At 42.2% G+C, this 20,131-nt stretch carries 20 protein-coding genes and 1 pseudogene; 20 read left to right on the forward strand and 1 reads right to left on the reverse strand.

Annotated features, from left to right (window positions below; genetic code table 11):
• Window positions 1-41: 41 nt before the first annotated feature.
• From mnmE to DCC82_RS02485, 7 genes are all read left to right on the forward strand, one after another.
• Window positions 42-1,427, forward strand: a complete 1,386-nt coding sequence (gene mnmE, locus DCC82_RS02455; RefSeq protein WP_097353960.1) for a tRNA uridine-5-carboxymethylaminomethyl(34) synthesis GTPase MnmE — start codon at window positions 42-44, stop codon at window positions 1,425-1,427.
• 21 nt (window positions 1,428-1,448) lie between these two features.
• Entirely contained in the window at window positions 1,449-3,338 is a 1,890-nt protein-coding gene (gene mnmG, locus DCC82_RS02460) for a tRNA uridine-5-carboxymethylaminomethyl(34) synthesis enzyme MnmG (RefSeq protein WP_097353961.1), read from the forward strand.
• Window positions 3,339-3,360: 22 nt separating this feature from the next.
• The gene (gene rsmG / locus DCC82_RS02465) at window positions 3,361-4,077 is read left to right on the forward strand and encodes a 16S rRNA (guanine(527)-N(7))-methyltransferase RsmG (RefSeq protein WP_015865421.1); all 717 of its coding nucleotides are present in this window, start codon (window positions 3,361-3,363) and stop codon (window positions 4,075-4,077) included.
• A 46-nt stretch (window positions 4,078-4,123) separates the two neighbouring features.
• Window positions 4,124-4,969 carry a nucleoid occlusion protein gene (noc, locus tag DCC82_RS02470; RefSeq protein ID WP_015865420.1) on the forward strand — a complete coding sequence of 282 codons (846 nt, stop codon included), beginning with the start codon at window positions 4,124-4,126 and terminating at the stop codon, window positions 4,967-4,969.
• Window positions 4,970-5,105: 136 nt separating this feature from the next.
• Entirely contained in the window at window positions 5,106-5,867 is a 762-nt protein-coding gene (locus DCC82_RS02475; RefSeq protein WP_015865419.1) for a ParA family protein, read from the forward strand.
• Window positions 5,860-6,717 carry a ParB/RepB/Spo0J family partition protein gene (locus DCC82_RS02480; protein ID WP_015865418.1) on the forward strand — a complete coding sequence of 286 codons (858 nt, stop codon included), beginning with the start codon at window positions 5,860-5,862 and terminating at the stop codon, window positions 6,715-6,717. Before DCC82_RS02475 ends, DCC82_RS02480 begins: the two co-directional genes overlap by 8 nt.
• A 59-nt stretch (window positions 6,718-6,776) precedes the next feature.
• Window positions 6,777-7,478, forward strand: a complete 702-nt coding sequence (locus DCC82_RS02485; RefSeq protein ID WP_015865417.1) for a DUF554 domain-containing protein — start codon at window positions 6,777-6,779, stop codon at window positions 7,476-7,478.
• A 52-nt stretch (window positions 7,479-7,530) separates the two neighbouring features.
• Here DCC82_RS02485 and yyaC read toward each other — a convergent pair whose 3' ends face one another.
• A complete protein-coding gene (yyaC, locus tag DCC82_RS02490; RefSeq protein ID WP_041269771.1) occupies window positions 7,531-8,154 on the reverse strand; it encodes a spore protease YyaC in 624 nt (207 codons plus the stop codon).
• 151 nt (window positions 8,155-8,305) lie between these two features.
• Between yyaC and DCC82_RS02495 the strand changes: the two genes are divergently transcribed.
• From DCC82_RS02495 to yycF, 13 genes and pseudogenes are all read left to right on the forward strand, one after another.
• A complete protein-coding gene (locus tag DCC82_RS02495) occupies window positions 8,306-9,205 on the forward strand; it encodes a mechanosensitive ion channel family protein (RefSeq protein ID WP_097353962.1) in 900 nt (299 codons plus the stop codon).
• A 21-nt stretch (window positions 9,206-9,226) separates the two neighbouring features.
• On the forward strand, window positions 9,227-9,421 hold the full coding sequence (locus tag DCC82_RS02500; RefSeq protein WP_097353963.1) for a DUF951 domain-containing protein: 195 nt from the start codon (window positions 9,227-9,229) through the stop codon (window positions 9,419-9,421).
• A gap of 158 nt (window positions 9,422-9,579) precedes the next feature.
• A pseudogene (locus tag DCC82_RS18815) lies at window positions 9,580-10,294 on the forward strand (molybdopterin dinucleotide binding domain-containing protein); the annotation flags it as partial.
• 89 nt (window positions 10,295-10,383) lie between these two features.
• A complete protein-coding gene (gene ychF / locus DCC82_RS02510; protein WP_097353964.1) occupies window positions 10,384-11,484 on the forward strand; it encodes a redox-regulated ATPase YchF in 1,101 nt (366 codons plus the stop codon).
• A 104-nt stretch (window positions 11,485-11,588) separates the two neighbouring features.
• Window positions 11,589-11,876, forward strand: coding sequence for a 30S ribosomal protein S6 (rpsF, locus tag DCC82_RS02515; protein ID WP_097353965.1), 288 nt, complete (start codon window positions 11,589-11,591; stop codon window positions 11,874-11,876).
• Between the two features lie 29 nt (window positions 11,877-11,905).
• The gene (gene ssb / locus DCC82_RS02520) at window positions 11,906-12,400 is read left to right on the forward strand and encodes a single-stranded DNA-binding protein (RefSeq protein ID WP_097353966.1); all 495 of its coding nucleotides are present in this window, start codon (window positions 11,906-11,908) and stop codon (window positions 12,398-12,400) included.
• A gap of 54 nt (window positions 12,401-12,454) precedes the next feature.
• Window positions 12,455-12,694, forward strand: coding sequence for a 30S ribosomal protein S18 (gene rpsR, locus DCC82_RS02525; RefSeq protein ID WP_003253854.1), 240 nt, complete (start codon window positions 12,455-12,457; stop codon window positions 12,692-12,694).
• 94 nt (window positions 12,695-12,788) lie between these two features.
• Window positions 12,789-13,715 carry a YybS family protein gene (locus DCC82_RS02530; RefSeq protein WP_146177908.1) on the forward strand — a complete coding sequence of 309 codons (927 nt, stop codon included), beginning with the start codon at window positions 12,789-12,791 and terminating at the stop codon, window positions 13,713-13,715.
• A 47-nt stretch (window positions 13,716-13,762) separates the two neighbouring features.
• Window positions 13,763-15,739 carry a DHH family phosphoesterase gene (locus DCC82_RS02535; RefSeq protein ID WP_015865409.1) on the forward strand — a complete coding sequence of 659 codons (1,977 nt, stop codon included), beginning with the start codon at window positions 13,763-13,765 and terminating at the stop codon, window positions 15,737-15,739.
• A complete protein-coding gene (gene rplI, locus DCC82_RS02540) occupies window positions 15,736-16,185 on the forward strand; it encodes a 50S ribosomal protein L9 (protein WP_015865408.1) in 450 nt (149 codons plus the stop codon). The genes DCC82_RS02535 and rplI overlap by 4 nt, the downstream gene beginning before the upstream one ends.
• Window positions 16,186-16,307: 122 nt before the next feature.
• Window positions 16,308-17,672 carry a replicative DNA helicase gene (dnaB, locus tag DCC82_RS02545; protein ID WP_062679392.1) on the forward strand — a complete coding sequence of 455 codons (1,365 nt, stop codon included), beginning with the start codon at window positions 16,308-16,310 and terminating at the stop codon, window positions 17,670-17,672.
• A 286-nt stretch (window positions 17,673-17,958) separates the two neighbouring features.
• The gene (locus DCC82_RS02550; protein ID WP_015865406.1) at window positions 17,959-19,245 is read left to right on the forward strand and encodes an adenylosuccinate synthase; all 1,287 of its coding nucleotides are present in this window, start codon (window positions 17,959-17,961) and stop codon (window positions 19,243-19,245) included.
• Window positions 19,246-19,420: 175 nt separating this feature from the next.
• Window positions 19,421-20,128: a response regulator YycF gene (gene yycF, locus DCC82_RS02555; protein ID WP_081189421.1), complete on the forward strand. Its 708-nt coding sequence runs from the start codon at window positions 19,421-19,423 to the stop codon at window positions 20,126-20,128.
• Window positions 20,129-20,131: the final 3 nt, after the last annotated feature.

Consider the following 20,131-nt stretch of genomic DNA (forward strand, 5'->3'; position numbering starts at 1 on the left):
GATAGATTGGCTTTTTGTCAGCAAAAAGAGGTGAGGAATTGATGGAATTTGATACGATTGCTGCGATCTCCACGCCGATGGGAGAAGGAGCAATCGCGATTGTCAGACTGAGCGGCGACGAAGCGATTGCGATCGCTGACCGCATTTTTCAAAGTCCAAGCGGAAAGCGTCTTAAAGACGTTCCGTCACATACGATTCATTACGGTCATATTGTGGATCCAAAAAGCGGCCAGACGGTCGAAGAGGTAATGGTATCGGTGATGCGAGCGCCAAAGACGTTTACAAGGGAAGATGTTGTTGAAATTAATTGCCACGGTGGTTTAGTATCGGTTAATCGTGTGCTGCAGCTCGTATTAACTAATGGGGCGCGGCTTGCTGAACCGGGAGAATTTACAAAACGCGCATTTTTAAACGGACGGATTGACTTATCTCAAGCGGAAGCGGTTATTGATTTGATTCGAGCGAAAACAGACCGAGCGATGAACGTGGCGCTGCAGCAAATGGAAGGGCGCTTATCGAAACGAATTCGCGAATTGCGGCAAGCGATTTTAGAAACACTTGCCCATGTGGAAGTGAATATTGATTATCCAGAATATGATGATGTGGAAGAGATGACGCCTCATCTGTTAATGGAAAAGGCACAATACGTGCGCGAGCAAATTGAAAAATTGCTGCAAACCGCGCAACAAGGCAAAATTCTGCGCGAAGGCTTGGCAACGGTCATTATAGGAAGGCCGAATGTCGGGAAATCATCGTTATTAAATGCGCTTGTGCACGAAAATAAGGCGATTGTAACGGATATTCCTGGAACGACGCGCGACGTGATCGAAGAGTACGTGAATGTCCGCGGCGTCCCACTTCGGTTAATCGATACGGCGGGAATTCGCGAAACGGAGGATGTCGTCGAGCGAATTGGTGTAGAACGTTCGCGACAAATGTTGAAGGAAGCTGATTTAATTTTGCTTGTGCTAAATTATCATGAGCCGTTGACGGAAGAAGATGAAAAGCTTTTTGAAATGGTAAAAGGGATGGATTTCATCGTTATCGTTAATAAAACAGATTTACCAAAAAATATCGATATGGATCGGGTCAAACAATTAGCGGACGGCCGCCCGATTATTACGACATCTCTATTGCAAGAAAAAGGGATTGAAGATTTAGAAACAGCCATTTCTGAAATGTTTTTCAGCGGCTCTGTCGAAGCAGGTGATCTTACGTATGTTTCGAATTCGCGTCATATCGCCTTGCTTCATCAAGCCAAAAAGGCGATAGAGGATGCGATTTCTGGAATTGAATCGGGAATGCCGGTCGATCTTGTACAAATCGATTTAACAAAAGCATGGGAGCTTCTTGGAGAAATTATTGGGGATACGGTGCACGAAAGCTTAATTGATCAACTGTTTTCACAATTTTGTTTAGGAAAATAACGAAGGAGGTACGTAAGCTGTATGGATTATCATGGAGGTTCATATGACGTCATTGTCGTTGGCGCCGGCCATGCTGGATGCGAAGCGGCGTTAGCGGCAGCGCGCATTGGTGCGAAAACGTTAGTGATTACATTAAACCTTGATATGATCGCATTTATGCCATGCAATCCATCGATCGGCGGTCCAGCAAAAGGAATTGTTGTTCGTGAAATTGATGCGTTAGGCGGGGAAATGGCAAAAAATATTGATAAAACGTACATCCAAATGCGGATGCTCAACACTGGAAAAGGTCCAGCGGTGCGGGCATTGCGAGCGCAAGCAGACAAAGTGTTATATCAACGCGAAATGAAAAAAACGCTTGAAAATCAAGAAAATCTTACATTATTGCAAGGAAAAGTGGAACGTTTGATCGTGGAAGACGGCGTGTGCAAAGGGGTTGTTACCCAGACGGGAGCACATTATTATGCAAAAACGGTTGTTATTACGACAGGGACATTTTTGCGCGGAGAAATTATTATTGGAGACATTAAGTATTCCAGCGGACCGAACAATCAACAGCCATCGATTAAGTTGTCCGAGCATTTAGAAGAGCTTGGTTTTGAGCTTGTCCGCTTTAAAACAGGAACACCGCCGCGCGTCAACAGCCGCACGATTGATTATAGCAAAACGGAAATTCAGCCAGGTGACGATGTTCCGCGGGCATTTTCGTATGAAACGACGGAATATATTACCGACCAATTGCCATGCTGGCTTACGTATACAACGCCAGAGACACATCGGATTATCGACGAAAACTTACATTTATCGCCAATGTATTCCGGAATGATCAAAGGAACGGGTCCGCGTTATTGCCCATCGATTGAAGATAAAATCGTGCGTTTCCATGATAAACCGCGCCACCAAATCTTTTTAGAACCAGAAGGACGCGAAACGGAAGAAGTATATGTGCAAGGATTGTCGACAAGCTTGCCGGAGCATATTCAACGGCAGCTGCTTACGACGATTCCTGGTCTTGAAAAGGCGCAATTAATGCGGGCGGGCTATGCGATTGAATATGACGCAATCGTTCCAACGCAATTGTGGCCAACGTTGGAAACAAAACTAGTGAAAAACTTGTATACAGCTGGACAAATTAACGGAACGTCCGGATATGAGGAAGCGGCGGGACAAGGAATTATCGCCGGCATTAACGCAGCGCATCGGGCGCTTGGAAAAGAAGAAATTATTTTAAGCCGTTCGGATGCTTATATTGGCGTGTTGATTGACGATCTTGTCACAAAAGGAACGAATGAACCATATCGATTGTTGACATCCCGTGCGGAATATCGCTTGCTTCTTCGCCATGACAATGCTGATTTGCGTCTGACCGAACTTGGGTATAAAATCGGCCTTATTTCTGAGGAACGTTATCAAAAATTTTTGGCGAAAAAAGAAGCGATCGAAAGAGAGAAAAAACGGCTAAAGTCCTATATCATCAAACCAACTAAAGAAGTACAAGATGTGATTCGCCAAGCAGGAGGAAGCGAGCTAAAAGACGGCATTCGCGCCGCGGACTTGTTGCGTCGTCCGGAAATGACATATGAACATATTAAACAGCTTGCTCCGGCGGAAGAAGAAATTTCACCGGAAGTGGCGGAACAAGTAGAAATTCAAATTAAATACGAAGGATATATTCAAAAATCGTTGCAACAAGTCGAACGACTCAAAAAAATGGAGAATAAAAAGATTCCAGAAGATATCGATTATGATGCCATTCACGGCTTAGCAACAGAAGCGCGGCAAAAACTAAAACAAGTCCGACCATTGTCGATTGCACAAGCTTCGCGCATCTCAGGGGTAAATCCTGCCGATATTTCGATATTATTAGTGTATTTAGAACAAGGAAGAATCGCACGAGTGTCGAATGAATAAAAATTAGGGAAAGGATTGGCGTATGGATACAGCACAGTTTCATACCATGCTTGAGGAGAAAGGGATTTCTCTCTCTTCTCAAGCATTGGCACAATTTGAGCGGTATTATGAGTTGTTAATGGAATGGAATGAAAAGATGAATTTAACTGCCATCACGGACAAGCCCAGCGTGTATTTAAAACATTTTTTTGATTCTCTTTCTCCGGCTTTTTACTATGATTTTTCCCAATCATTATCCATTTGCGATGTAGGCGCAGGTGCAGGATTTCCAAGCGTTCCGTTAAAAATTTGTTTTCCGCATCTGAAATTGTCGATTGTCGATTCATTGCAAAAGCGCATCACCTTTCTCGAGCATTTAGCAGCCGAGTTAGGATTAACCGATGTCGCCTTTTATCACGATCGGGCCGAAACGTTTGGAAGAAAAAAAGAATTCCGCGAATCATTTGATATTGTCACTGCAAGGGCAGTGGCGCGAATGTCCGTATTAAGTGAGTTGTGTCTTCCGCTTGTCAAAGTGAATGGCACCTTTATCGCCATGAAAGCCGCCTCGGCACAGGAAGAATTGGAACAAGGGAAAAAAGCGATTGATGTGCTTGGCGGGGAAATTTCCGCGATCGAGCGGTTTATGCTGCCGATAGAACAAAGTGAACGAACGATTATTTTTATTCAAAAAGTGAGAAATACGCCAAACAAATATCCTCGCAAACCGGGAATGCCAAATAAGCAACCAATTCAATGAATTTTTTACAATCTAGGGGAGAGTTTTTAAAGGTGGTGTAAGGGGAATGAAGCATCCTTTCTCTCGCTTCTTTAGCTTTGGAGAAAAGGAACAGGAAGAGACGATGGAAAAACAAGAAAAAGAAGAAGTAAGAAAAATTCCGGTTTCTAAAATTGTTCCAAACCGCTTTCAGCCACGGACGATTTTTGACGAAGAAAAAATTGAAGAACTTGCATTAACGATCCATACGCATGGCATTATCCAGCCGATTGTTGTCCGCGAGTGCGAGGATGGAAAGTTTGAAATTATTGCAGGAGAACGAAGATGGCGCGCCGTTCAAAAGCTCGGTTGGTCGGAAATTCCAGCGATTATTAAAAATCTAAATGACAAAGAAACCGCTTCAGTAGCGTTAATTGAGAATTTGCAGCGTGAAGAGTTGACGCCGATTGAGGAAGCGATGGCGTATGCGAAGCTATTAGAGCTACATAATTTGACACAAGAGGCGTTAGCGCAACGGCTTGGAAAAGGACAATCGACGATCGCAAATAAACTGCGTCTGCTGAAGCTGCCGCAAGAAGTGCAGGAAGCTTTGTTGCATCGAACCATTACGGAACGTCATGCACGCGCATTAATCGTCTTAAAAGATAAAGAAAAGCAATTAAAATTGTTGCAAGAAATCATTGATAAGCAATTAAACGTGAAGCAAACGGAAGATCGTGTGTTGAAAATGCTAGAAGCGGCGAATCCGAAACCGAAACCAAAACGAAAAGCATTTAGTAAAGATATGCGCATCGCCGTCAACACCATCCGGCAGTCGCTCACCATGGTGGCAAACAGCGGCGTTGCTGTTGATTCAGAAGAAGAAGAATTTGAAGACTATTATCAAATTACGATTCGCATTCCGAAAAAGTAATGAACCGAAGAATGTTTTGCCTCATCAAGTTATCTTTGATGGGGTTTTTTTCTTTCTATAAATAGAAAACAAGTCCATTTTATTTGTTTCATGTTAAAATAAACAATATGAGTAAGAATTAGAGGTAGGTGGCATCGTGGGCAAAGTAATTGCAATCGCAAATCAAAAAGGCGGAGTCGGAAAGACGACGACAGCGGTTAATTTAGCAGCTTGTTTAGCGCATATTGGAAAAAAAGTATTACTTGTGGATATTGACCCGCAAGGAAATGCGACGAGCGGAATCGGAATTGAAAAAGGAGACGTCGATGAGTGTATTTATAACGTTATTATTGGGGATTTAAAAGCGAAAGATGTGATAAGACCAACCAATATTGAAAACTTACATATTATCCCGGCAACCATTCAATTAGCAGGGGCGGAAATTGAGCTCGTATCGGTTATTTCGCGTGAAATTCGTTTAAAAAATGCGCTCGATCCGTTGCGGGAAGCATATGACTTTATTATTATCGACTGCCCTCCTTCATTGGGATTATTAACGCTAAACGCGTTAACGGCAGCCAATTCCGTTCTTATTCCTGTTCAATGTGAATATTATGCGCTTGAAGGACTTAGTCAGCTTTTAAATACGATTCGGCTTGTACAAAAACATTTAAATCATGATTTACGGCTTGAAGGCGTTTTGTTAACGATGCTGGATGCCCGTACGAATTTAGGTATTCAAGTTATTCAAGAAGTAAAAAAATATTTCCGCGAAAAAGTATATAACACGATCATCCCGCGAAACGTCCGGTTAAGTGAAGCGCCGAGCCATGGAAAACCAATTATTTTGTACGATGTCAAATCACGGGGCGCGGAAGTATATTTAGAATTGGCGAAGGAGGTGTTAGAGCGTGGCTAAAGGTCTTGGCAAAGGAATTGATGCGTTGTTTTCCAATTTGACGTTAAAGGAAGAAGAAACAATAAAAGAAGTGGATATCCGCGAACTTCACCCAAACCCTTATCAGCCGAGGAAAGTGTTTCATCAGGAAGCGATTGAAGAATTAAAGCAGTCGATTTTGCAGCACGGGATTTTGCAGCCATTGATCGTGCGGAAAAGTATAAAAGGGTTTGAAATTGTCGTTGGGGAACGGCGTTATCGCGCCGCAAAAGAAGCGAATTTAAAAACCGTTCCGGTTGTCGTGCGTGAATTGACAGATGAGCAAATGATGGAACTGGCTCTGTTGGAAAATTTGCAGCGTGAAGATTTAAATCCGATTGAAGAGGCAATGGCTTATAAAATGTTAATGGAAAAGCTGCAGCTTACACAAGAAGAGATTGCCAGCCGCGTAGGAAAAAGCCGCCCTCATATCGCCAACCATCTTCGTTTATTGTCGTTGCCAAAGGACGTACAAAAGATGCTTGTAGATGGAACGCTTTCGATGGGGCATGGCCGTGCGCTGTTAGGGCTGAAGCACAAAAATAAGATGAAATTCGTTGTTGACCGTATTATTCGCGAGCAGTTAAACGTCCGCCAACTAGAAAAGCTCATTCAAGAAATGAATAAAAATGTTTCACGTGAAACACCAAAGCGGAAACCAGTGGAAAAAAGCGTTTTTCTGAAGGAAAGTGAATCTTTGTTAAGGGAAAAATTTGGAACGAATGTAACGATTAAACAAACTCGAAAAAAAGGAAAAATTGAGATTGAATTTTTCTCTTCTGAAGATTTAGAAAGAATACTAGAATTGTTAGATGTGCGATTGGATGAATAAGTAGGCCATCATCTTTGGTGGTTTATTTTTTTATGGTAATGAACGGGAGGAAACGCATCGTGGTACTATTAGGGACGATTGTAAATGGAATTTGTATTGTGGTCGGGTCATTGTTAGGGAAATTATTCCAACATATCCCGGAACGATTAAAAGCAACGGTGATGGGAGGAATCGGGCTTGCCGTAGCGTTGCTAGGAATTCAAATGGGGATGAAAAGCGAACAATTTCTCATTGTCATTTTTAGTCTTGTTTTTGGCGGAGTGTTAGGAGAAATATGGGATTGGGACCAAAAACTAAATCAGCTCGGTGAATGGGTCGAGAAAAAAGTAGGAGGGGACCAAGAAGGAAATATCGCAAAAGGATTTGTCAGCGCCACATTATTATTTGTCATTGGAGCAATGGCGATTGTTGGCGCGCTTGATAGTGGATTGCGCGGCGACCATCGCGTCTTGTATACAAAATCGATTTTAGATGGCTTCACGAGTATTATTTTAACAACAACACTCGGTATTGGCGTTATTTTTTCGGCGATTCCTGTCATGATGTATGAAGGAGGAATCGCGCTGCTTGCGACGCAAATTGAGCGATGGGTGCCAAAAGAAATTGTCGATTCGTTCATTACTGAATCGACGGCAACAGGAGGAATTTTAATTATGGCGATTGGTTTAAATATGCTTGGTATTACGAACATACGTGTAGCGAATTTGCTGCCTAGCATTATAGTAACTGCTTTCGCGGTTTCCGTTCTTCATTTTTTTTAAAAACAAAGAACCCCCTTCTTGTTCATCACAACAAAGAGGGGATTTTTTATGATTAGAATGGCTGTTGGGAGTCTTTGACGATGGTTGTATTCGTCCAAAATTCCTTTCGGCTTAATTTTCGATCCGCCTCATAAATGCCGTTGGCGATCGTTTTTGCCATGTTCATCACAAGATGAAGACGAGTATTTTGCAAAACGAAAAATTCCATAAATCCGCTAACGTTCACTACTCCGGTAATATGAAGATCACCGACAGGTGGAAGCTGTTTATTCACCCCGGCGCCTGGCCGTACCGGCCCTTTTGCGATCGTAATGGCGCCAACGCTTTTGAGCCGTCCTAAGCAAGCGTCAATTGCAATCATGAATACGTCGTCATGAATTGAACGAATCGCGGTGATTTTTTCTTCTAGGTTTACGGCATGGATCGGCTCTTCCAATGTCCCATATACATGGAAGTGAGAAAGGTGTTTTTCTTTTAGCATCGTACCAACAAGCGGCCCGAGCGAATCGCCGGTAGAGCGATCCGTACCGATACAAACAATGGCGGCAGGCTGCGATAAAGGGGAAGGAAGCAGTGAAATAAGCCGCAGCGCTATTAATGTAGAAGCTCCTTGTTCATCATGAAAAATACGCTCTCTATCATCTTTGGATGAGAAAAAAATAGATGGTATACTCATCATACCCACTCCTAATTGTCATCAAAGTATTAACAGTATACGGAAAAAACGAAAATTATATACATTATGTTTATTGCTACAAATTGATTAGCAATCTTGTTAAAATAAATGTTGATGCAAAGCGAAAAACGACGCAGAGGTGTGAACAACATTGGATACAGTGAAAAAGATTTTAGACTCTTTATTTGGATTTGCCGCAAATGAAGATTTTTGGGTGAAATTAGGGGCAGGAGCGCTCAAAGTCATCATTATTTTAGTGTTATGTGTTTTTGTTTCGAAGATTCTGAAAGTTGCTGTCCATAATATTTTTAAAATGCGGAAAAAAGCGCCAATCCGCATTTCGGAGCGGCGGGAAGCAACGTTGTTGCGACTGCTGAATAATGTGATCACATACGTATTATATTTTATTGCGCTGATTATGATTTTAGATACGTTTGGCGTGGAAGTAAAAGCAATTTTGGCAGGTGCTGGTATTGTCGGGCTTGCCGTCGGTTTTGGCGCACAAAGCTTAGTGAAGGATGTCATTACCGGATTTTTTATTATTTTTGAGGATCAGTTTGCGGTTGGAGATTATGTACGAATAGGTAATTTCGAAGGATATGTGGAGGAAATTGGCCTAAGGGTAACCAAAATTAAAAGTTGGACAGGAGAAATTCACATTTTACCAAATGGAAGTATTACACAAGTGACAAATTATTCCTTGAGTAATAGCGTTGCGGTAGTAGATGTCAGCATTGCTTATGAAGAGGACATTGAAAAGGCAGAGGAAGCGATTCGCGAACTTCTGCCGCAGTTGCCGGCAAAATATGAAGATATGGTTGCTCCACCTGAACTATTAGGCGTTCAAAATTTAGCTAGTTCTGAAGTGGTAATGCGCATTGTTTGCGAGACAAAACCGATGCGCCATATTTCCATTGCAAGAGCAATTCGAAAAGAAGTAAAAAGGCATTTGGACGAAAAAGGAATCGAAATTCCATTCCCACGCCTTGTTCTCTATAATCGTAAAGATCAAGAAAAAGAATCGGCTCAACAAGCGAAAGAAAACGCCTAAGTAAAAGGTAGGGGTGAATAAATGAATAAAGAATTTGGGTTGTATGATATTGTTGAGATGAAAAAGCCGCATCCGTGCGGAACGAACCGCTGGAAAGTGATCCGTTTAGGCGCGGATATTCGCATCAAATGCGAAGGTTGCGCTCATAGCGTGTTGCTTCCGCGAAAAGAATTTGTACGAAAGATGAAAAAAGTGTTAGTGAAGCATGAGGAGTAACAGCCTCATGCTCTTTCTATAACGAAAAGGAGAGGAGAGTTATGGAAGAGATACGCGTTACATCGTGCCCGTTAAATTGTTAGGATGTGTGCGGGTTAAAAGTAACTATTCAAGATGGAAAAGTAGCAAAAGTAGACGGAGATGAAACACATCCGACATGTATATCGGGGATGGATGCATTTTTGGCGATGGGAATTATAAAAGAAATGCTGCGCTTAGGTTTGGAAGACCGTGCGTTTATTGAACAGCATACCGCTGCGTTTGCCGATGTCGAGGCGATACTGGAAAGTATAACGATGGAAAAAATTAGGCGTCTCACGGAAGTAGACCGCGACGTGATGACGCAATTAGCTGTTATTTACGGAGAGCGTCCAACTGCGACATATTTAGGGCTTGGCATGCAGCGATATGCCAATGGCGGCAATACGATTCACTGGATTGACGCGCTTGTAGCGATAAGCGGCAATGTTGGCATTCCGGGGGGCGGGGCGAACTTCGGCAATCTACAAGTCGGACAATGTTTTGATATTGCCGCGCTTGCGCTTCTAGAGCGCATCGTTTATTAACCATTCATCCGCTTCGCTCCAACCATTCGCAACATTACCATCTTGTTGAATCCATTCAATCGATCAAAATTGAAGTATCAAAAGATGTGGCCAAGGAGAAAGGATTGGCGGAAGGAGATCAAGCGAGAGTGTTTAACGACCGAGGCGAATTAATTGGAACGGTAAAAATTCTTGCGAGATCAATATCGATGAGGGGCAATGGGTGAAGTTTGGCGGTGCTGTCAATGTATTAACATCGGACCGCGAATCTGATAACGGATGCGGAAGCACATTATACGACTGCTTAGTGAATATTGAAAAACGATGAAATGGCTAGCGCGCGAATGCGCTTGTCATTTTCTTTTGGACTCACTATAATGAGGAAAGATGTGAACGGAAAAGAGGAGTGGAAAAATTATGGGATTAACAGCAGGAATCGTCGGTTTGCCGAACGTCGGAAAGTCGACGCTATTTAATGCGATTACAAAAGCGGGAGCAGAATCTGCTAATTATCCTTTCTGTACAATTGAACCAAACGTTGGTATTGTTGAAGTGCCGGATGAGCGGTTGAAAGTGTTGACGGAAATGTTCAAACCGCAACGTACGGTACCGACCGTGTTTGAATTTACCGATATTGCCGGAATTGTCAAAGGGGCAAGTAAAGGAGAGGGGCTTGGGAATAAATTTTTATCGCACATTCGCCAAGTCGACGCCATTTGTCAAGTTGTTCGTTGTTTTACGGATGAAAATATCACCCATGTAGCGGGAAGAGTCGATCCGCTTGCGGATATTGAAACGATTAATTTAGAGCTCATTTTCGCCGACTTAGAAACGGTCGATAAACGCATAGACCGCGTTGGCAAAATAGCGAAACAAAAAGATAAAGACGCCGTTTTTGAATATGATATTCTGGTGCGCCTGAAAGAAACGTTCGAAGCAGGAAAGCCGGCGAGAACCCTTTCATTTACAGAAGAAGAAATGAAAGTAGTCAAGCAGCTTCACCTATTAACGATCAAACCGATGTTATATGTCGCTAATGTCGGTGAAGAGGATGTCGCTAATCCAGATGCCAACCCGTTCGTCAAACAAGTTCGCGAATTTGCGAAAAGCGACAATGCTGAAGTGATCGTTGTTTGCGCAAAAATTGAAGAAGAAATCGCTCAATTGGATGATGAGGAAAAAGATTTGTTTTTACAAGAACTTGGCATTCAACAATCGGGTCTAGATCAATTAATTCGCGCATCATATAACTTGCTTGGATTGGCAACGTTCTTCACTGCAGGGGAACAAGAAGTGCGCGCATGGACGTTCCGCCGAGGGATGAAAGCGCCAGAGTGTGCGGGAATTATTCACTCCGATTTTGAACGGGGATTTATTCGTGCGGAAACGGTTTCTTATGACGATTTGATTGCAGCTGGGTCGATGGCGGCGGCACGCGAAGCAGGAAAAATCCGGTTGGAAGGAAAAGATTATGAAGTACAAGATGGCGATATTATTTATTTCCGCTTCAATGTTTAATATTGCTTATCGTTTTCTAGCATGATATAATCAAAAAATGTGAGTAATGTTTTACTCCTTGCCCTTATCCAAAGGGCCGTTTAGACCAAAAGGAGGTGACTAGCGTGAGAAAGTACGAAATCATGTACATTATCCGCCCAAATATGGACGAAGAAGCAAGACAAGCTCTAGTAGAACGTTTCAATAATATTTTAAAAGAAAATGGTGCGGAAATTACAAATGTGACGGATTGGGGCAAACGCCGCTTAGCATATGAAATTAAAAAATACCGTGACGGTCATTACATGATTTTGAATGTCGTCTCTGAGCCAAAAGCGGTGCAAGAGTTTGACCGTTTAGCAAGAATCAGCGACGATATTATCCGTCATATTGTCGTAAAAGAAGAAAAATAATTTTTTTTAAACGTTAAGAGGTGGTTCTGATGATTAATCGCGTAATTCTTGTAGGAAGGTTAACGAGAGATCCGGAATTACGCTATACTCCAAATGGGGTGGCTGTTGCCACGTTTACGCTCGCTGTCAATCGTCCGTTTACAAACCAGCAAGGTGAACGTGAAGCGGATTTTATTAACTGCGTTGTTTGGCGTCGTCAAGCCGAAAATGTCGCGAATTTCTTAAAAAAGGGAAGTTTAGCCGGAGTAGACGGTCGTTTACAAACCCGCAGCTATGAAGGTCAAGATGGAAGGCGTGTATATGTAACGGAAGTGGTTGCTGATAGCGTCCAATTTCTTGAGCCGAAAAGTAGCACAGAACAGCGTGGAGTGGCAGCAGGCGGCTACTATGGGGAGCCATTCCCATTTGGACCAGATCAGAACCATCGCAATCCAAACGAAAAAGATTTTAGTCGCATAGATGAAGATCCTTTTGCAAACGATGGTCAAACGATCGATATTTCGGATGATGACCTACCGTTTTAATCAAAAAGCAAAAGGCGCCTTGATCGGATAAAGATAAAGGAGAAAGGAGGATATATGATGGCAGGACGTAAAGGCGGACGCGCAAAACGCCGGAAAGTATGCTATTTCACAGCGAACGGAATTACACATATCGACTATAAAGATGTAGACTTGTTAAAGAAATTCATTTCGGAGCGCGGCAAAATTTTACCTCGCCGTGTTACTGGCACAAGCGCGAAATATCAACGTAAATTGACGGTTGCGATTAAACGCGCTCGTCAAATGGCATTATTGCCATACGTAGCAGACGAATAAAATACGAAAGCAGTAAGGGGGAAATCCTTACTGCTTTTTCTATTTATTTCTCCGTCATTGTGATACGATGGACGTAAGGAGGGAGAATGGAAAATTGCGAAAAACGCACATCATTACGGAGGCGGCGATTCAGCTTGCTCTGTTTGCCGTTTTATTTTTAGTTTCCCTATATGTACCGCTGTTAGGGATGATTGCTATATTATTTTTATCGCTGCCGTTTATGATTTTTACGATGAGGCACGGTTATGCATATGCACTTCTTTTGCTTGTGGCTTCGCTTATTATTTCTACGCTGATTGGTTCGCTTCTTTCTTTGCCGGTTGCATTGATGTTTGGAACAGCAGGGATTGCGATTGGGGTAATGCTTGCCAAAAATAAAAGCCGTTATATGATTTTACTGACGAGCGCGCTTATATTTCTTATGAACATAGTCATCGATTATGTCATCTCCGTAAAATTTTTGCAGATGGATATCATTCAGGAAACGCTCTCAGCATTTCGCCAATCATTTGAGACCGCGATGCAAATTATGAAAGGAATGGGGCAAACGCCGACAAAACAATTACAGGAACAATTTGAACAAGGATTGGAACTTATAAAATACGTAACCCCGACGTTGTTTGTCATCGCTGCTTTCTTGCTTGCCTACGCAACAATGGCCGTCTCTATCCCAATTTTAAAACGATTAAAGCTGCCAGTCGGCACGTGGCCTCCGTTTCGTGATTTTACATTACCAAAAAACTTATTATGGTGCTATTTGCTCGTGCTTGTTATTTCATTCATTCCGTTAGAAAAAGGAACATTTGCCTATCTTGCCGTTTTAAACGTATATTATTTATTACAGCTGCTTTTTATTGTTCAAGGGTTTTCTTTCTTGTATTATGCTGCCAATAAAAAGAATGTACCGAAAGGAATCGTGATCGGTGGAACGATCCTATGCTTATTCCTGCCTTTTTTACTTTATCTTATCGCGATATTAGGTATAATTGATTTAGGATTTGATTTGCGAAAACGCATATGATAATTGAATAAGGCAGATTATTTTTCTATGTAGGAGCTGACTTTTGAATGTCTCATTTTTATGAAAGGAAAGCGTATCGCTATCCCTTATACGCTTTTATTGCATTATCGGTTGTTTTTGCAGCGTTTTTGTTTTATTTTCAATGGATATTAGGGATAGTTAGCTTTTTGCTCCTTGGTTTTGTACTTTATTACGTGATCCATTCACAACGGTCATTATATGCAGAGCTTGAGCAATATATTTCCAACTTGTCGTATCGAATTAAAAAAGTTGGCGAAGAAGCATTAATGGAAATGCCCATTGGAATCATGTTGATTAATGATGACTATGAGGTAGAATGGGCGAATCAATTTTTAGCTTCTTGCTTTAAAGAGCAGACGTTAATAGGCCGTTCGTTATATGATCTTTCTGATCCATTAGTCGCTTTATTGAAGCAGGAGCAAATAAATGAAGAAATCATTAACATTCATGGAAGGCAATTTAAAGTCATTATAAGACGCGAGGAAAGGCTTCTTTACTTTTTCGATGTGACGGAGCAGGTAGAATTACAAAAACAATATGAGGCAGAACGATTAGTATTGGCCATTATTTTCCTTGATAATTATGATGAAATTACACAAGGAATGGATGACCAGGCGAAAAGCCAGATGAATAGCCATGTGACGTCCATTTTGAACAAATGGGCGAATGATTATGGGCTATTTTTAAAACGGACGTCGTCCGAGCGGTTTATCGCTGTCTTGAATGAGCATATTCTCAAGCAATTGGAAAAAAGCAAGTTTTCCATTTTAGACGAAGTCCGTGAACAGACGATGAAATATAATGTCCAGTTAACGTTAAGTATTGGGATTGGCACTGGTGTATCATCGCTTCCGGAATTGGGATTGTTGGCACAATCCGGTTTAGATTTAGCGCTAGGCCGCGGCGGCGACCAGGTTGCCATTAAACAAGGCAACGGGAAAGTGAAGTTTTATGGTGGAAAGACCAATCCAATGGAGAAACGTACAAGGGTTCGTGCCCGTGTCACTTCTCATGCGCTTAGGGAATTGATTACAGAAAGCGACAAAGTGCTGATTATGGGGCATAAATACCCAGATATGGACGCACTTGGAGCTGCTATCGGAATTTTAAAGTTAGTACAATCCAATCAAAAAGAGGGATTTATCGTCATTGATACGGCACGAACGAATTCTGGGGCACAACGTTTAATTGAGGAATTGAAAAAGCATTCGGAGCTATGGTCAAGATTTATTAAGCCAGAACAAGGGCTTGAGTTGGTTACAGAGGATACGTTGGTTATTGTTGTTGATACGCACCGTCCTTCATTAGTCGTAGAAGAAAGATTATTATACCGTACAGATCATATTGTTGTTATTGACCATCATCGTCGCGGTGAAGAATTTATTAATGATCCGATTCTTGTTTATATGGAACCATATGCGTCTTCCACTTCTGAACTGGTGACTGAACTGTTAGAATACCAGCCAAAACGGATGAAGCTGTCGATGCTGGAGGCGACGGCGCTTCTTGCAGGAATTGTGGTTGATACGAAAAGTTTTACGCTTCGCACAGGTTCACGGACGTTTGATGCTGCTTCTTATTTACGTGCTCAAGGCGCTGACACTGTTTTAGTGCAAAAATTGCTAAAAGAAAGTATCACAAATTATGTAAAGCGGGCAAAAATTATTGAAAATGCGTCTATCGATTCGAGAGGAATCGCCATTGCAAAAGGGGATCCAACAGAAACATATGATCAAGTGTTAATTGCCCAAGCGGCTGATACGCTATTAACATTAAGCGGAGTCGTTGCTTCGTTTGTTATCTCAAAGCGAACGGACCAAACGATTGGCATTAGTGCTCGCTCCTTAGGAGATATCAATGTTCAAATCATTATGGAAAGCTTAGGAGGAGGCGGCCATTTAACCAATGCTGCTACACAGCTTTCCGATATAACGATAGAAGAAGCAGAACAGCGCCTGCGAGCAGCAATTGATGATTATCTAGAAGGAGGTAAGGAATCATGAAAGTCATCTTTCTTAAAGATGTAAAAGGAAAAGGAAAAAAAGGGGAAATTAAAAACGTCGCTGACGGATACGCAAACAATTTCCTTTTTAAACAAGGGCTTGCCATTGAAGCAACACCAGCAAACATAAAAGCGCTAGAGGCGCAAAAACGAAAAGAACAACGGCAAGCGGAAGAGGAGCTTGCAAAAGCAAAACAATTAAAAGAAAAGCTAGAACAAATAACGGTGGAATTGTCCGCGAAAGCTGGGGAAGGCGGTCGTTTATTCGGATCGATTACAAGCAAACAAATTGCTGAAGTTCTTCAATCCCAGCACCAAATTAAAATTGATAAGCGTAAAATCGAACTGGACGATGCCATTCGTTCATTAGGATATACGAATGTACCTGTAAAACTTCATCCGGAAGTCACAGCAACATTAAAAGTACATGTGACCGAACAAAAGTAAATTCGTTTCCCCATCAATATCGGTAACATGAGAATAAAATGTGATTTTATGAGGATGTTTTCCTCATATAATCACATTTTTCTTATGGCAGGAAAAACGGGGGAAAAAGGTGGTGAAATCACATGAACGATCTATTTTCAGAACGAATTCCTCCGCAAAGCATCGAGGCGGAACAGGCTGTGTTAGGTGCTATATTTCTTGATCCTTCCGCCTTAACATTAGCTTCGGAAATTTTAATTCCGGAAGATTTTTATCGTGCTTCCCATCAAAAAATTTTCCATGCGATGCTTCGCGTTGCGGATAAAGGAGAGCCTGTCGATTTAGTCACAGTGACGGCGGAGCTTGCCGATACGCAGCAATTGGAAGAAGTCGGCGGAGTGTCATATTTAAGCGAACTGGCCGATGCTGTACCAACGGCGGCAAACGTTGAATATTACGCGCGCATCGTGGAAGAAAAATCGGTGTTGCGCCGCTTGATTCGCACCGCCACGTCGATTGCGCAAGACGGTTACACAAGAGAAGATGAAGTAGATGTTTTGCTTGACGAAGCAGAACAGAAAATCATGGAGATTTCACAGCGCAAACATTCAGGCGCATTTAAAAATATTAAAGATGTCCTTGTGCAGACGTACGATAATATTGAAATGCTCCATAATCGAAAAGGCGAGGTGACGGGAATCCCGACTGGATTTACCGAGCTTGACCGCATGACATCGGGATTTCAGCGCAGCGATTTTATTATTGTTGCGGCCCGTCCTTCTGTAGGGAAAACGGCATTTGCTTTAAATATTGCGCAAAACGTAGCGACAAAGACGAATGAAAACGTCGCGATTTTTAGTTTGGAAATGAGCGCCCAGCAACTAGTGATGCGGATGTTGTGCGCGGAAGGAAATATCAACGCGCAAAATTTACGGACAGGGAGGTTAACGCCGGAAGACTGGGGCAAGCTAACGATGGCGATGGGAAGCTTGTCGAACGCCGGCATTTATATCGATGATACGCCTAGCGTCCGTGTCAGCGATATTCGCGCCAAATGCCGCCGCTTAAAGCAAGAAAGCGGTCTTGGCATGGTTGTCATCGACTACTTGCAGCTCATTCAAGGAAGTGGCAGAAATAGAGAAAACCGCCAACAAGAAGTTTCGGAAATCTCCCGTTCTTTAAAAGCGTTGGCTCGTGAATTAGAAGTGCCGGTGATCGCTTTATCCCAGCTTTCTCGAAGCGTCGAGCAGCGCCAAGATAAGCGGCCGATGATGTCCGATATCCGCGAATCCGGAAGCATCGAGCAAGATGCGGATATTGTCGCCTTTTTATACCGCGACGATTATTACAATAAAGATTCGGAGAATAAAAATATTATTGAGATCATTATTGCCAAACAGCGGAACGGCCCAGTCGGGACCGTACAGCTTGCATTTATTAAAGAATACAACAAGTTCGTTAATTTGGAACGCCGTTTTGATGATGCGCAAATTCCGCCAGGAGCATAACGAAGAACAGGTGCCGCTTTTTTAGAGGCACCTTATATTTTTTCATTTTCACGAGAAGCCTCCCGATGCAGGCTCGAGTAGAAGGAGATCACCTTTCTTCTACGCAGAAGCTTTTTCGATGGAGGTAGTAAGAAACTCCCACCTCTTTATGGAATGAAGGTAGGAGAGGTTCATACACGAATAATAAATGATTAATATATATAAATGTTCGTGTTTTATTGACTTTCCCTTGAAAAACTGCTACACTTACAATGTTTATATCGAGTTAAAGGTGGAGGTGCTCGCCATGTCGTCAGTCGTCGTTGTCGGGACGCAATGGGGCGATGAAGGAAAAGGGAAAATTACTGACTTTTTATCAGAAAATGCGGAAGTCATTGCAAGATACCAAGGCGGAAACAATGCTGGGCATACGATTGTCTTTAATGGAGAGAAGTATAAATTGCATTTAATTCCGTCCGGAATTTTTTATAAAGATAAAATTTGTGTCATCGGAAATGGAATGGTAGTTGACCCGAAAGCATTAGTGGCGGAGTTGAAATATTTGCACGATCGCGGCATTTCAACTGATAATTTACGCATTAGCAATCGTGCGCATGTTATTTTGCCATACCATTTAAAACTGGATGAACTCGAAGAAGAGCGGAAAGGCGCAAACAAAATCGGCACGACAAAAAAAGGGATCGGACCTGCGTATATGGATAAGGCGGCGCGCGTCGGCATCCGCATTGTCGATTTGTTAGATCGCGAAGTATTTGAAGAAAAATTGGCTCGTAATTTGCAAGAGAAAAATGTCCTTTTTGAAAAAGTATACGGCGTCGAAGGATTTAAGCTAGAAGATATTTTAGATGAATATTACGAATATGGACAACAAATTGCCAAATATGTTTGCGATACGTCTGTAGTGTTAAATAACGCGCTTGATGAAGGGCGCCGTGTTCTCTTTGAAGGCGCACAAGGCGTCATGCTTGATATTGACCAAGGAACCTATCCATTTGTTACTTCCTCAAATCCAGTCGCCGGTGGCGTGACGATCGGTGCTGGGGTCGGACCAACGAAAATTAAACATGTCGTCGGGGTTGCAAAAGCGTATACGACTCGTGTCGGCGACGGTCCATTCCCGACAGAATTACATGATGAAATTGGCGACCGCATCCGCGAAGTCGGCCGTGAATATGGAACAACGACAGGCCGTCCACGCCGTGTCGGTTGGTTTGATAGCGTTGTTGTTCGCCATGCTCGTCGGGTTAGCGGTATTACAGATTTATCGTTAAACTCGATTGACGTTCTTACTGGTATTGAAACGTTAAAAATATGTGTTGCTTATCGCTATAAAGGAAAAGTGATCGAAGAATTTCCGGCAAGCTTAAAAGTGCTAGCGGAATGTGAGCCAATTTATGAGGAACTTCCAGGATGGTCAGAAGATATTACCGGTGTAAAAAGTCTGGACGAACTGCCAGTCAACGCCCGCCATTATGTAGAACGCATTTCTCAATTAACAGGCATTCCGTTATCGATTTTCTCTGTCGGTCCAGATCGTTCGCAAACAAATGTTGTTCGCAGCGTATATGCGTGAAATATTTATAATATGTATAATAAAAGCGTAGATGCAGCAATGTATCTATGCTTTTCTTTTTGTTTCTCCTTTAAATGGCGAATGGTTATGAGTGATTTCATTTTGATAACATGATAAATTAATAATGGTAAATCTATTCTGATTCCATCGTAAAAGGAAGGATGTGAAGAGAATGATGGAAAAACGAATTCTCGTTGTTGATGATGAGAAGCCGATTGCGGATATTTTGCAATTTAATTTGCAAAAAGAAGGATATGAGGTAATTTGTGCTTACGATGGAGAAGAAGCGTTACAAAAAGTCGAGGAAATAATGCCGGATCTTATTTTGCTTGATATTATGCTTCCACAAAAAGACGGTATGGAAGTTTGTCGGGAAGTACGGAAAAAATACGATATGCCAATTATTATGTTAACTGCAAAAGATTCAGAGATTGATAAAGTACTTGGTTTAGAATTAGGGGCGGACGACTATGTAACAAAGCCGTTCAGTACGAGAGAGCTGTTAGCGCGGGTAAGAGCGAATTTACGCCGTCATTCACAAATTGTTGCACAGGAAGAAACGAACGATACGAATGAAATTATTATCGGTTCTCTTGTTATTCGTCCTGATGCATACATCGTTTCGAAACGAGGAGAAACGATTGAATTAACGCATCGCGAGTTTGAATTGCTGCATTATTTGGCAAAACATATTGGACAAGTCATGACAAGGGAGCACCTGTTGCAAACCGTATGGGGATACGATTATTACGGTGATGTTCGTACTGTTGATGTCACGGTGCGCCGTCTCCGCGAAAAAATTGAAGATAATCCATCACACCCTTCATGGATTGTCACACGACGGGGAGTCGGATATTATTTGCGCAACCCAGAACAGGAGTAACGA

The organism is Geobacillus sp. LYN3, assembly GCF_003064505.1.
GTDB classification, from domain to species: Bacteria; Bacillota; Bacilli; order Bacillales; family Anoxybacillaceae; genus Parageobacillus_B; species Parageobacillus_B toebii.

Coding starts and splice junctions, on each gene's coding strand:
- mnmE (WP_097353960.1), top strand. CDS start 42: ATGGAATTTGATACGATTGCTGCGATCTCCACGCCGATGGGAGAAGGA.
- mnmG (WP_097353961.1), top strand. CDS start 1,449: ATGGATTATCATGGAGGTTCATATGACGTCATTGTCGTTGGCGCCGGC.
- rsmG (WP_015865421.1), top strand. CDS start 3,361: ATGGATACAGCACAGTTTCATACCATGCTTGAGGAGAAAGGGATTTCT.
- noc (WP_015865420.1), top strand. CDS start 4,124: ATGAAGCATCCTTTCTCTCGCTTCTTTAGCTTTGGAGAAAAGGAACAG.
- yyaC (WP_041269771.1), bottom strand. CDS start 8,154: ATGAGTATACCATCTATTTTTTTCTCATCCAAAGATGATAGAGAGCGT.
- DCC82_RS02500 (WP_097353963.1), top strand. CDS start 9,227: ATGAATAAAGAATTTGGGTTGTATGATATTGTTGAGATGAAAAAGCCG.
- ychF (WP_097353964.1), top strand. CDS start 10,384: ATGGGATTAACAGCAGGAATCGTCGGTTTGCCGAACGTCGGAAAGTCG.
- ssb (WP_097353966.1), top strand. CDS start 11,906: ATGATTAATCGCGTAATTCTTGTAGGAAGGTTAACGAGAGATCCGGAA.
- rpsR (WP_003253854.1), top strand. CDS start 12,455: ATGATGGCAGGACGTAAAGGCGGACGCGCAAAACGCCGGAAAGTATGC.
- DCC82_RS02535 (WP_015865409.1), top strand. CDS start 13,763: ATGTCTCATTTTTATGAAAGGAAAGCGTATCGCTATCCCTTATACGCT.
- rplI (WP_015865408.1), top strand. CDS start 15,736: ATGAAAGTCATCTTTCTTAAAGATGTAAAAGGAAAAGGAAAAAAAGGG.
- dnaB (WP_062679392.1), top strand. CDS start 16,308: ATGAACGATCTATTTTCAGAACGAATTCCTCCGCAAAGCATCGAGGCG.
- DCC82_RS02550 (WP_015865406.1), top strand. CDS start 17,959: ATGTCGTCAGTCGTCGTTGTCGGGACGCAATGGGGCGATGAAGGAAAA.
- yycF (WP_081189421.1), top strand. CDS start 19,421: ATGGAAAAACGAATTCTCGTTGTTGATGATGAGAAGCCGATTGCGGAT.